Annotated in this window: 9 protein-coding genes; 6 read left to right on the top strand and 3 right to left on the bottom strand. The window is 42.9% G+C overall.

What is annotated here, in order from left to right; all coding sequences use genetic code 11:
* Nucleotides 1–345 precede the first annotated feature (345 nt).
* Nucleotides 346–939: a K(+)-transporting ATPase subunit C gene (kdpC, locus tag HWQ41_RS11350; RefSeq protein WP_292762656.1), complete on the top strand. Its 594-nt coding sequence runs from the start codon at nt 346–348 to the stop codon at nt 937–939.
* A 106-nt stretch (nt 940–1,045) separates the two neighbouring features.
* The gene (locus HWQ41_RS11355; RefSeq protein WP_292762659.1) at nt 1,046–2,203 is read left to right on the top strand and encodes a universal stress protein; all 1,158 of its coding nucleotides are present in this window, start codon (nt 1,046–1,048) and stop codon (nt 2,201–2,203) included.
* A gap of 4 nt (nt 2,204–2,207) precedes the next feature.
* Here the strand turns inward: HWQ41_RS11355 and HWQ41_RS11360 are convergent, their stop codons facing one another.
* The 3 genes from HWQ41_RS11360 to HWQ41_RS11370 form a co-directional block, all read right to left on the bottom strand.
* Entirely contained in the window at nt 2,208–3,704 is a 1,497-nt protein-coding gene (locus HWQ41_RS11360) for a carotenoid oxygenase family protein (protein ID WP_292762662.1), read from the bottom strand.
* Nucleotides 3,705–3,890: 186 nt separating this feature from the next.
* Nucleotides 3,891–5,306 carry a folate/biopterin family MFS transporter gene (locus HWQ41_RS11365; RefSeq protein ID WP_292762665.1) on the bottom strand — a complete coding sequence of 472 codons (1,416 nt, stop codon included), beginning with the start codon at nt 5,304–5,306 and terminating at the stop codon, nt 3,891–3,893.
* A gap of 488 nt (nt 5,307–5,794) precedes the next feature.
* Nucleotides 5,795–6,595: a hypothetical protein gene (locus HWQ41_RS11370; protein ID WP_292762667.1), complete on the bottom strand. Its 801-nt coding sequence runs from the start codon at nt 6,593–6,595 to the stop codon at nt 5,795–5,797.
* Between the two features lie 439 nt (nt 6,596–7,034).
* On the opposite strand from HWQ41_RS11370, the gene HWQ41_RS11375 reads away from it, so the two are divergent.
* The 4 genes from HWQ41_RS11375 (at nt 7,035) to HWQ41_RS11390 (ending at nt 12,596) form a co-directional block, all read left to right on the top strand.
* Complete coding sequence (locus HWQ41_RS11375) at nt 7,035–8,306, top strand: anhydro-N-acetylmuramic acid kinase (protein WP_292762669.1); 1,272 nt, start codon at nt 7,035–7,037, stop codon at nt 8,304–8,306.
* Nucleotides 8,307–8,605: 299 nt separating this feature from the next.
* On the top strand, nt 8,606–9,052 hold the full coding sequence (locus tag HWQ41_RS11380) for a hypothetical protein (RefSeq protein WP_292762671.1): 447 nt from the start codon (nt 8,606–8,608) through the stop codon (nt 9,050–9,052).
* A gap of 233 nt (nt 9,053–9,285) precedes the next feature.
* Nucleotides 9,286–10,299 (top strand): glycosyltransferase family 2 protein, encoded by a 1,014-nt coding sequence (locus HWQ41_RS11385; protein ID WP_292762674.1) that lies wholly within the window; start codon nt 9,286–9,288, stop codon nt 10,297–10,299.
* Between the two features lie 743 nt (nt 10,300–11,042).
* Nucleotides 11,043–12,596, top strand: coding sequence for a serine/threonine-protein kinase (locus HWQ41_RS11390; protein WP_292762676.1), 1,554 nt, complete (start codon nt 11,043–11,045; stop codon nt 12,594–12,596).
* Nucleotides 12,597–13,040: the final 444 nt, after the last annotated feature.

The raw sequence follows: 13,040 nt of genomic DNA on the forward strand, positions 1-13,040 counted from the left end.
GTCAGAATACCTTTCCTGTATTCTGACGACTGACGCCTTTATTCTGTTTCGATAAACATTTTTGCCTTTTTTATTTTTACTTTTACCTGTTGAGAGGGGGAACAAGAAGAATATGAATAAACATCCTTTTAACTCAGCACTGCTTCGGCGATGTCCTTTGTTTGGTCGCAATGACGTGAACAACACCTACCACTCGCTATTTTGATTCTGCTGTGCTTGAATGTGGTAGTTGCCCCAGTTGTTTATGCTGTTGCTAACAGCACCCTGAAACTCCTGCTGCGTCGGCAAAAGAATTAAAAATTAAAAATTAAAAATTAAATTCTAGGAGCAATTGGAAAACTTTTTATGGCTATTATTCGAGAAACCATCAGAGCAATTTTTATAACTCTAATGCTTTGGTCGTTGACTGCAATCATCTATCCGCTGATAATCCTGGTAGTGGGTCAAGTTTTTTTCCCTTATCAAGCTAACGGCAGCATCAAACTGAATTCAAATGATGAACCAATTGGTTCCGCTTTGATTGGACAAGTGTTCACATCTGAGCGATATTTCCATCCTCGTCCCAGTACTGTTAGATATAGCCAAGGAAAAAAAGCCAAGCCAACTGGCATATCTGGAGCCAGCAATCTCGCTGCTAGCAATCCAGAGCTACTGAAGCGGATTTTAGAAGAGGCAGATAAATTGCGAGAGGAAAATCTTCAACCGATCGCTGATATGATTTATACCTCTGGTTCTGGTTTAGATCCGCATATTTCCTTTAAAGCAGCACGGCAGCAATTGGCGCGGGTTGCTGGTGCGCGGGGAGTAAAAGAAGATGAAATCCTACGTTTAATTAATAAGTATACTGATGACAGATTTTTAGGGATTTTTGGCGAACCGGGAGTGAATGTTTTCCGATTGAATTATGCTCTTGACTTTCAAGATATTAATCGTCAGTAAAATTAAGAAATGGGCATTGGGCATTGGGCATTGGGCATTGGGTATTGGGTATGAGTAAAGCGCCGTTTTCCGATGAAATAGGCTTGCTATAGGAATCAATAATGAAATGTCAGATCATAGTAATACTGGTTCGGCTGGCACTACACCTTTAAATTCTGCAAATTACTCGCTTTATCCGGCACGACGGCGGGGTAAGCATAAAATATTTATTGGTATGGCTCCTGGAGTAGGCAAAACCTACCGGATGCTGGAAGAGGCACATTCACTCAAACATGAAGGAATTCATGTCGTCGTTGGGCTTTTGGAAACCCACGGGCGCAAGGAAACAGCTGAGAAGGCAAAGGGACTGGAGATTTTACCCCGCAAGCAATATCTTCGGGATGGGTTGATGCTAACGGATATGGATACAGATGCTATTTTAAAGCGATCGCCCCAGTTGGTGTTAATCGATGAACTTGCTCATACCAATGTCCCTGGTTGCCCACGCGAAAAACGCTACGAAGATGTAGAAATAGTTTTGGCAGCAGGTATTGATGTCTACTCCACAATGAATGTGCAACATTTGGAAAGTCTTAATGATCTAGTAGCACGAATTACAGGTGTGGTAGTCCGTGAGCGAGTTCCTGACAGGATTCTGGATGATGCTGATGAAATTGTGGTAATAGATGTCACACCCGAAACGCTACAAGAACGGTTATTAGAAGGGAAGATTTATGCACCCCAAAAAATCCAACAATCCCTCGATAATTTTTTCCAACGCCGTAACCTGATTGCTTTGCGGGAGTTGGCTTTGCGGGAAGTAGCAGACAACGTGGAAGGAAATGCGATCGCCACTATCCCTAACGGCCAATCCTGTAATATTCACGAGCGGGTTTTGGTGTGCATATCCACTTATCCCAACTCAGTGCAGCTGTTACGCCGGGGTGCGAGGCTAGCTAACTATATGAATGCCCCACTTTATACCTTGTTCGTTGCCGATCCAGAACGCTTCCTCAGCAAGGAGGAAAGCCTACATATTGACACTTGTGAGAAACTCTGTAAAGAATTTGAAGGTACTTTTCTTCATGTTACCAACAGTAACGTAGCAAATGCGATCGCTGAAGTCGCCGAGAAATATCGGATTACCCAAATTGTAATTGGTGAGAGTCAGCGATCGCGCTGGCAAATGCTCCTCAAAGGATCTTTGACGCAAAAATTAGTCCGTTTGCTCAAAAATATCGATTTGCATATCATTTCCAGCGAAAAAATGGTTTCACCTAAATAGGGGATCAAATTTCCATAAAAATCTCAGAAGTAAAGCTCCCATGCAGACCATAGGGGATATGATGCTTCAGATGTAGCCGTGCGATCAGTCCTTTAGAGAAATCACTAGCATCCAAAATTACCAAATCTGAGCGGTGATGGACAGCATCATAAACCAAAGCTAATACCCAACCATCATCTTCCTTTTCAGAACCTGGGCGCGGGACAAAAATCGGTTCACCTACAAAACCACGGGGTGCAGCACTCCAAAGTTGTCTTTCAAGAGACTCTAAATCAATTTTCAGCAATGCTTGTAAGGGAGCATTACCAGTCTCTGCATGAGCCGCACCTATATATAGATATCGATAAGGGTGTCCCACATTCGCCGGATGTATGCTGGGAAATTCACAACAGCGGCCATCAATCAATTCCCGCCGTACTGTCCCATCCTTTAGATTCAAATAAAATCGCCAGAGTTGCCCAGGTGAGAGCGCCTCAAAATCAACTTGTCGAAAATCGCTTTTAGGTTCGATTTTTGATAAATCTTGGTAAGAAATGGAGTCAATCAAAATTTCCTCTCCTACCTCAAAAGCATTGACATGATGGAAGACGAAACCCGACTGAGTTTCCAGAATTTTTATCTTTTCTTGCCCTTCTTTGGGGAAGCGGGGAATAATTAAAATTTGAGTTGGCTGATTTGGCTGAAATTTGATACATTCTCCCGCCGCACGTATTCCCAAGGCGAAAGGTATAGGATTAAAGGTGACAGGATTTTGAAAGAAGATGCAGTAATTGCGAGTAATGACAAAATCGTGGATGAAAGAGAAACCTGGAACCTTATGAGCGTGCTGTCTGACAATTTCACCTGCTGGGTTTAGCTCAAAAATAGTAATTGTGGTAGATAATCCCGGCTTAATCGAGAAATTTACCAGGCAAGGTGCGCCGCCATCTTGATCACAATTCTTTTCCAAGCGGGGATGTGCAGCGAAAGCTTCACCTGCTGACAAAACACCATTAAAATATTCGGTTCCCAAGGTTTCAAGAGTATAGGGATCGAGGCGATATGCTTCAGAAGCTTCCCACAGTGCTAGCAGTTTCCCACCCCAATAGATAACATTTGTATTGGCGATATTTTTGAGTTTGAAGTCAAAGATATTAGCTAACCAGCCGCCGGGTTTTTGAGTACCAAAAGTACCGCGATAGAGAATTTTTCCCGCCTTTTGCTCTGCCAAATAGCCAGTTGTGCGGACAAAGCGGTTGCGAAAATGAGCGCGGCCGTTGGTAAAGGTAATTTTGCTAATCATCCCATCCCCATCAAATGGGTGATGAAGAAGTTGCCCATTCACATCCAACAAACCGGGGCCATTTCTAAACAGCGTACCTTGTAATTCTCTGGGAATTTGTCCTTCTATATCATCAATCCAATAATCAAACTCTTGGGTGACAGATTGATATCCTCCTTGCCAGTCTGCACGAGTGTAGGATTTTTCTGTAACTAAGCTCTCTTGACTTTTAAAATGCATATACTTTGTTTTTTATTGTTACCTTGCACGAAAACATATAGCCGCTAGAAAATAATTTCTTTGCGACTTTGCTAGCGTCTCCCCAACTCTTGGAGACGCTCCTTTGCGTTGGCAGAAGACTGCGCTGGCTCACCGCTACGCCAACACCGTAACGCACTGATTCAATTTTTGGTAATATTTGTTACACTATTCTACTATTCCCGACTCTGGTTCTTTCAGTACCAACTCAGACATCAAATCTGGCAAAAACAGTTGTTCCCCATCCTTTGATGTCTCAGTTTGCTCCTCAGCAGCAGGTAGCCAGTTGATAAATGGTAGGGGTAACAGCGTGCTGAGGTTAGTAATTAGCACCAATAGCCAAAGTGACTCAAAGTTCGTTGCAGTGATCCCCAGCCAATAGGTGATTAATGCGCCGAATGCATGGGAAACCGTTCCTGCTGAATTAAATACCGACATTAGCAAGGCAAATAATGTCGCTTCCACACCAGGGGGACAAAGCCTTGCTGCTAGCACCATCACTTGCATAAAGGCAATTTTCCCCATCACAGTGAGAATAAGACTATCACCCAAACTAAACCAGTGGTCATCTATACCTAACAGCCTGTTTGTGTGAGTCACCAACAACAGCATCGTCATCCCTAAAATTGACGAAAGGACGGTACTCCAGGCAAAAATCACGCGAAAAGGAATGCTTTTGAGGTAACGTTGAAAAATCCAAACACCTGCTAAAGAAGCGAAACTTGTTACCAAGTGTACCCGCCCCAAAAATTCTGGTTCAAAGTGTAGTTCGTTGGTAGAAAAGAAGAAAAAGGCTGAGTCCGCATTTGGGGTAGCTTGCCAAATGAAGATAAACGCTGTTGGTAGCCAAATTGTTTTTTGGGTAATGGCTTGGCGTAGCTGCCCCAGTTGATGTTTGATTGGTAAAGAGTTGGTCTGATTACTGTCTTGAGAATCTTTGCTAACGGGCGACTCAGCAATTAACCAAGCCACCCCTGAAACAATCAGCGGAAATAAAGCGGTAATCCCAAAGACGGTACGGGTAGTAAAGTATTGAAGCAGCAGACCGCTAAAGTAGGCTGTTATTAAACCTCCGATCGCAGAAGCACCCCAGCACAGAGATTGTAGTGAACCGGCTTTCGCTTGCGATTCGCCTCTGGCTCGTTCCACAACCAACGAGTCAACTATGACATCACTCATGGCGACAGAGAGAGAACCAAGAGCGATCGCTAACGTCGCTGCCCAGCTAGTATGAACTATTGTGGCCAGACTCACCCAAGAAACAGATCCGAGTATCCCGGATAAAATCAAGTAAGGACGCCTACGATAGCCAAATATAGGCAAGCCATCAGAGATAAAACCAAACACTGGCTTGATCATCCAAGGTAGGAAGACAATTCCCAATAGCGCCGACACCTGGACTGGACTCAGCAGCAGTTCATCTTTGAGGAAAAAGCTAACGGCTAGACGCGATAACCCTAAAATTCCTTGGACAAAGTAAACGGTGAGAATTGCAATTAACTCCGCATTGGGTTCATTACCCAAGAAGATTTTTTGTGTTAATGAGTCTTTGACCTTGGACAAGCCAGATGATTGAAGCACCATTCGATAAATATTTTTTAAATTTTATTTACTTTTCTATCATATCGATTCTGAGGATGTGGGTTTTCTGTAAGCTTTTTCCTTTTAAGTAAGTGAGCGTGATTGAAGAAGAATTCAGAAGCGCAGCTTAGGATTGCTCTGCGGCTTGGCGTCAGAATCAAGACGCAGCGCGAACGCTAACACCAGTCGTACAGAATACCTTTCCTGTATTCTGACTCCTAAATTCTGTTTTGATAAATTACAAAAGGATTAGGGCGAACCTACCGGAAGTAAGCTCGCCCTAGCTTGTATTTGTATTTAATGTTGAATTGTCACCGGAAGTTTTGAAATCCTCCCTACGGCACGCTATGCGAACGTGGAGCCTGGGGTTAGGGTATAGAGAAAATCAGGAAAATCTTACCAAATTATTGAGAAGCCGTGTAAGGTTAACGTCTCATGCACGGTTTGTCAACGCCGAGTCAGGAAGGTGAATTCCTGGCTTAGGCATCGAGTTATGACAATTGCAAAACTGACTTTTTGTTGACTCGACGAGTCATAACTGAAGTTGCACCCACAAAACCAATCACCAAAACACCTAATAGAGAAGAAGACTCAGGAACTGCTTGGGTAACTACATTACCGATGATGCTCTTGTAGCCAGTGGCGACTGTGTGATTATCTGATTCAAAACCACTTCCGCCAATATTGCTGAATTGAACCTGATCAAAAGTTCCACCAACATCGTAGAAGTTGATGAACGCAAAGGGTTCTCCAGAATCCTGATTTGCGAATGTCGAATTAGGATTACCGTAGTAGCTGGCTTTATTTGCTAACCCTGCGATATATTTAACCACATCAGCAGTAGTTATAGTTTGTACAACCTGACCTTGTGAAAGAAATGTAAGTACGTTATTAGCGTCTCCCGCAGACCACCAAAGTCCAAAGTAACTTTCTGGGTTTGCTAAATTTAGGGTAGAAACCGTTTGACCAGCAGATATGTTGGCGTTTACATCAAAATATTTGCCTGTTCCACCAGCACCACCATATTGGTCTGGATTCTGGATCAGAGTATTCTTATAGCTACCAACATTTGTCGTTCCATCATTCGATTGAAAGCCTGCTTGACTATAACCTTGTGTTTGTCCATCAAACGTTTGTACGTGAGCATTCACAAGATTTGATAATTGTGCATTTTGTACGCCTGCGTTTTCTATTGATACCGTAAAAGACGAAGCCATTACAGGACGGGTAACAGTAGCTAAGGACAAAACGATACCAGAAGCGATCGCAGACTTAATTAAAAGACTTTTCATTTTAGAATTCTTCTCGGTGTTAAATTTTTTCTCGTTCAACGCTCATTGTGCGGTGTGCTTCTAGATTTCAACATCAGAAGGATTACTACTTTTGCGATTTGATTCCGCCCAGATAAAAATGTAATTTATTGGACTTCATTTAGAGTAAAATCACTGATATTAAGTTCTGTAACATCTATCGCTTTATGTAGAAAGCGCAAAGTTATCAGTGCTAAATTCTAAACAAACTTTTTTTATAAAAGGTGCTATTTTGTGATTTGCAGGCAGTTTATATTTTTAGGGTTCTAGATAAAGAAGGCATGAGGCATGAGGCATTGGTTAGATGAGCTTACCTTGCTATGCGTCTTTCTCCAGTCAACTATGCCACCTGAGTTTTTTTTGACATGGGTAGTAACATAAATTAAACTACCTCTTGCAATCAACAAAAGAATCTTTATCAATGCATCCGACTGAAGAAGTTGCTGTCCCTACTCGCGTTATCGGTTTAATTAGTGGCACATCCGTAGATGGCATAGACGCTGCGTTGGTAGAGATTTCCGGTACAGAATTTGATCTCAAAGTTGAGTTGCTAGCTGGGGTAACATATCCCTATCCAGCCGAACTCAGAGAAAGAATATTGGCAGTTGGTGCAGGCGTTGCCATCTCAATGGCAGAATTGGCAGAAATAGATGATGCGATCGCCCAAGTCTTTGCCCAAGCTGCTCAAAATATTCAAATTGGTCATCAGCCAGCCACTCTAATTGGCTCCCACGGTCAGACAGTTTATCATCGACCACCCAAAGGAGGCGCAGGGCAAGCAGGGGAAGCAAGGGAGCAGGGGGAGAGAGGGAGAGAAATGCTCGCTCCTCATTCCTCACGGGCTAAACACTCCGCTACCGCTAACAGCACTCCCTTGGGTTACAGTCTGCAACTAGGGCGCGGTGCATTAATTGCCTATCTTACAGGCATTACAACTGTGAGCAACTTTCGCGTTGCTGATATCGCTATTGGTGGTCATGGTGCGCCTCTCGTGCCCAGAGTAGATGCCTATTTACTCAGTCATCCCCAAGAGGGGCGTTGTATTCAAAATATTGGTGGTATTGGCAATGTTGCTTATATTCCGCCTCGGCATGGTGACTGGCTCTCAAAAATTCGCGCTTGGGATACTGGCCCAGGAAATAGTCTATTGGATTTGGCGGTGGAGAATTTAAGCGCTGGTGCTAAAACTTACGATGAAGATGGCAATTGGGCAGCGAGTGGTACTCCAAGCCATCCATTGGTAGAACAATGGCTCAACCAAGATTACTTTCATCTACCGCCCCCCAAATCCACTGGTCGAGAGTTATTCGGTGTGACTTACCTACATCAGTGTTTAAAAGATGCCCAAGCATACCAACTCAATGCTGCCGACGTACTGGCAACTCTCACGGAACTTACAGCTGCTTCAATTGTTCATAGTTACCGAACTTTTTTGCTGGAAATGCCACAACGGGTACTATTATGTGGCGGTGGTAGTCGCAATCTCTATTTGAAACAAAGATTACAGTTTTTGTTGACATCAATACCAGTCTGGACTACAGATGAAGTCGGCTTGAGCGCAGATTTTAAAGAAGCGATCGCCTTCGCGGTTTTAGCCTACTGGCGAAATTTGGGCATTCCTGGCAACCTACCTACTGCGACTGGGGCACCTCAAGAAGTGCTTTTGGGAGAAATTTACCAAGGTCAGTATTGAGTAGTGAGTCCTGAGTAATGAGTCCTGAGACAGGAAAAACAAACAAGTTAACAATTCAAAATTCAAAATGACGCTCTCTACGAGACGCTACGCGAACGCTTAGAGCGAGTTCGCGTACCCCTACAATACAAGCAAGCTACGCGCAGCGTCTCGCCCTTAGCGTCTGGCTCCGTCAACGCCAAGGGCGAACGGTGACTCGCAACTCAGCACGGGCTAAACCATAGCTATCCGCTAACACAACTCAGCCCTGCTATAACTGTAGTCTTGGTGGCACTCGATCAAGACAGGGAATATAGAAGGTGGCTCATACTTTTTTATTGGAACCAGGACGCTGGGCAATGCAAGGAAATTGGCTGGAACGTAATGGTATGCCAATCAGCGTCAAGGGTATGACCTTGGTAGCTTGGAATCGAGATAACTGGTTCACTATGGCCACAAAACTGATATTTCCTGGTAGCGATCGCTCCGAAATCTCTCTACAATACAAGGGGCGGCTGCATGAGGGAGAGCGCCAGTATACTTTTTTACTACAACATAATCTTTTGGGGCAGGTTGAAGGCGAAGGCTGGATTGGTCTAGATACTATTGTGCAGCGTTACTGGGTACTAGGCGATCGTCAGCGTCGTAGTGGCTTTGAAACCCTGCACCGGATTTCGGAAGATACATACTACCTCAGTAGTGGCATCTTGGCTGGTCATTTTTTAACTAACACAATGGAAGCTAGCCTAGAGCGTCAGTCAACCTAAGGGTAGCGCTGCCTCACTGCTGTGCGTCTAGGCTGGAAGCCGGTCGCTCAAACAACTCTGGCTACGCACTGGTTTCCCAACGTCCAATGTCTCATGTCTGACCTTGAGGAGTCATCGTTTATTCTCGCCGACCTACTGAGTTGTATATGAGTTGTATAGTAAAAAAGAAATTATCAAATTATCGTCAGTATTTTAGTATTTTAACCGAACCGTGTAGTCTGGAGTTCAGTTTCGTGAATCCTAAAGTCTCTGTCATTATCCCTGCTTACAATACTGAAGCTTATATTGCGAAGGCAATAGAGTCAGCCTTAGAGCAAACGCTCACTGATATTGAAGTTATCATGGTCGATGATGGTTCAAGTGATAAAACTGTAGAAGTCGCTAAAAGTTTTACTGACCAACGTCTCAAAGTAATAGTTAATCAACAAAATCGTGGGGTTTCTGCTGCGCGTAATCGTGCCCTCAGAGCAGCCCAAGGAGAATGGATTGCTGTTCTTGATTCAGATGACTGGTATGCTCCTGAAAGATTAGAAAAGCTTGTGTTGCTGGCCGAGGAAACAAATGCAGATATGATTGCTGACGATCTTTATTTAATCAAAGATGGTACAACATCTCCTTGGAGTACATTGATTCAAGAAAGTGGAGAACATATAGATAAAATTCTCCAAATTGATATTCTTTATTTTGTAGAAACTGATGTCTATGGACAAGTAGGGTTGCATCTGGGTTTAAGCAAGCCTATATTCAAACGAGAATTTCTGGTTAAGCACGGCATTGAGTACGATGAAACTATAAGGATAACTGAGGACTTTTGGCTTGATATGAAATGCTTAATCAATGGCGCTCGCTTTTTTCTTGTGCCAAAACCCTATTATTTCTACCGCTCACGCCCCAATTCTATTGTACGTCAAAGCATATTGTCACGTCTAAATCAATGCTGCATAGCTACTAATTATTTCATCCAACAAGAAGTTGTGAAAACAAATCCGGCTTTAATGCGTGCTCTGTCTTATAATCTTGCAGTCTTTAAGAAAAATCTAGCTTACTTTCAAGTTGTAGTGCCTATAAAGCAAGGTAAATGGGTAACAGCATTGACAGAGATGAGGAAAAATCCGGACTTTGTTTCTGATTTTATTTCTCGGTTTAACAATATTCTCGAACGTCGAATTCAATACTATGTGATGGGTAATAAATTAGTTTTTGACATGTCTTATAATCTACAGAGAAAACGAAAAACTAATAATTAGTACTATTATCACAGTTTTATCAAGAAATAATATATTCTTACGTAGTCAGAATGAGGCTGAAGGTTAAAAACCTGGTGTATCTGTCATTATCCCTACTTACAAAATAAAGGCAGAGGACAGTCTTGCTGGAGGTAGGAGGAAAGTGCTAATCAAGCAAAACTTTAGTTGTGGATCATTGACCATTAAAATAACAGTTATAAATCCTAATAAGCTAGAGCATTATTTACGAGACATGAGGGCTTGGATCTGATAAAATCTGCCCAGCACGGCTTCATGTCGCCCCATCAGGCTTTATTAATATTCAAAACTCCGCACTCATTACTCAGTTCTCAGAACTATGTGGTGAGTGTGGTGCTACCTAATTAAGGTTTTTGGGAGATCCTAGAGTTATCTATTTAGTCAAAATTGGGCAAACTAAAACTACATCACAATTAAAGTGCAAAATGGTACAAAGCGTCATTATAAATCTACCCTTTCTGCTTGTTTGATCTAGCAGGTTGCAATAACCGTCTCGGTTGCAACCTGCCAGATCATGGGACTGAAAAAAAGCTAGTACAGCACTGCGTAAATAGACCAACGAGTGCAAATCACTGAAAAGCATACCCTGTAAGCTTTTTGACCTCCGACTTCTGCCTTGCGGTACGAGCCTAGAAAGTCATTTATGGGCACAATAATTCAGATATCAGTCTGAATGCACTTTTCCTCCCAAACACTTATAACCTGCTTTTGGATTCAAATTCTCTATGTCAGACCCCAACATTGGTCGCTTACTCAGCAAACGCTACCAACTCCAGGAGTTAATCGGTACTGGAGCAATGGGTCGGGTTTATCGTGCTAAAGATACTTTGTTGGGAGGTGTACCTGTTGCGGTTAAGTTTCTCGCCCTATCAATCCAAAATGAAAAGATGCGATTGCATGACCGCTTTGAGCGAGAAGCAAAAACCTGTGCTTTACTAGGGCAAAAAAGCATCCACATTGTCCGAGTCATGGACTATGGCGTAGATGACAATAACACCCCGTTCTACGTCATGGAATACCTACAAGGACAAAGCCTAAACAATATTATTCGCAAGCAACGACTGCCTTTACTAAGATTCCTGAGTATGGCGCGTCAACTCAGCCTGGGGTTACAGTGCGCCCATGATGGCATCCTAGTTGAGGGCACAATTTGCCCAATTATCCATCGCGATGTCAAGCCAAGCAATATCCTGGTGATTCAAGATCCCAGTTTCGGAGAATTGGTCAAGGTTCTAGATTTTGGTATTGCTAAGTTATTACAGTCAGATGGCGACCATACAAAATTTTATTTGGGGACACTGGCTTATTCTTCTCCCGAACAGATGGAGGGTAAAGAATTAGACAACCGTGCTGATATTTATAGTTTAGGCGTGATGATGTTTGAGATGCTCACAGGCAAAATGCCACTGGTGGCACCAACTCACTCTTTTGGAGCATGGTATAAAACACATCACTATCAAAAACCACGTTCTTTTGCTGAGGTTGCACCCGGATTAGAACTACCAAAAGAAATCGAAAATTTGGTGATGAGTTCTCTAGCTAAAGTACCACGCGATCGCCCCCAAAATATCGCTGAAATCCTCAGAGTTTTAGCATCTCTAGAAAAGCCTGAGCATACACGCATCCCTAAGCAAGACAGCCATGCCTTAGTTCCTGCTACTACAGTGAGCAATAAGCTTGAACAAAAGACAAAAGCCGATTTGCGGGCATCCTGGTCGAACGATGAAATTGCTCGTGCCATTTCCTGGCCCCAAAATAAACCAATTGCCGATATTGTGTTTCCCCAGACCATTCACACCAATGAGGAGGTTTTACCAGCTCTGTGGGTGATGCTACCGCAAGAGGAAATTCAAAAGCGCTTACTCTGTACCCGCTATAACCAATTTCTTTTCATTTCTATTCCCCATCCCATGCTCCTATGGATTACTGTTATCTACAACCGCAAACATGGTGCTAAATGGTTACCTTATTACCTTGATCTCAAAACCAGTCTTGGTCAAGAAATTGCCCGGTTACTACAGCATACAGGTTCCTACCGCCTGTTGTTCTTTGCACGAGAAACACCAAATCGCTGTACCCATATCTTACTTTCCAGCGTCGCTTCTGCCCAGCGCCAACGACTGCAAGATTGGGTCGCAATGAGCAATACATTGATGTCCTCTGCCGACCCGCAAATGAGTAAAAGCTTACTCAAAAGCGAGTACGAAAAAATTAAGCCTCAAATTCTGGCAAAACTGGAAAGTATTGATACAGATTCTCCATACGATCTTTCTAGCTAGGCATAATTTCTTAATGTTACATGTTTTAGATGGAACTAAGGAGTGGGCACTCCCAGAATGTAAACTTTTATAAACAAAATATATATAAACATGTAAGTTCTAGTTATATGTATAAAGAGTGAGATCACTAACTCCCAAATAAGGGCTGTCTAAATTCTCTCTAAATCTTTCTGTGTACATATTCCAGGAGATTATAAATTTACGCAGGTGTGATTCTCAGACTAGACGAAACAAAAAGAAGTTTGGCTAAAGCAAACAATAAATTTAGCCTAGAAAGCTAAAGCTAGGTCTAGACTCCAGTAGATGTGCCGTAGACAATGTTTACTCATTATTCTTAGTTAATTTCGTGAATTGAACTTTTGCGCCGCTCTTGTAGAATTAGTTATCGAAGTTGACGCCCCGACAGCCCCAGCTCTTTTCCTCTTTGGAACCAAGCAAGAGAAG

This window comes from Nostoc sp. NOS(2021) (genome assembly GCF_017115025.1).
GTDB lineage: Bacteria > Cyanobacteriota > Cyanobacteriia > Cyanobacteriales > Nostocaceae > Nostoc.

Excerpts from the sequence above, each read along its gene's own strand:
- kdpC (WP_292762656.1), top strand. The coding sequence starts at position 346 with ATGGCTATTATTCGAGAAACCATCAGAGCAATTTTTATAACTCTAATG.
- HWQ41_RS11355 (WP_292762659.1), top strand. The coding sequence starts at position 1,046 with ATGTCAGATCATAGTAATACTGGTTCGGCTGGCACTACACCTTTAAAT.
- HWQ41_RS11360 (WP_292762662.1), bottom strand. The coding sequence starts at position 3,704 with ATGCATTTTAAAAGTCAAGAGAGCTTAGTTACAGAAAAATCCTACACT.
- HWQ41_RS11365 (WP_292762665.1), bottom strand. The coding sequence starts at position 5,306 with ATGGTGCTTCAATCATCTGGCTTGTCCAAGGTCAAAGACTCATTAACA.
- HWQ41_RS11370 (WP_292762667.1), bottom strand. The coding sequence starts at position 6,595 with ATGAAAAGTCTTTTAATTAAGTCTGCGATCGCTTCTGGTATCGTTTTG.
- HWQ41_RS11375 (WP_292762669.1), top strand. The coding sequence starts at position 7,035 with ATGCATCCGACTGAAGAAGTTGCTGTCCCTACTCGCGTTATCGGTTTA.
- HWQ41_RS11390 (WP_292762676.1), top strand. The coding sequence starts at position 11,043 with ATGTCAGACCCCAACATTGGTCGCTTACTCAGCAAACGCTACCAACTC.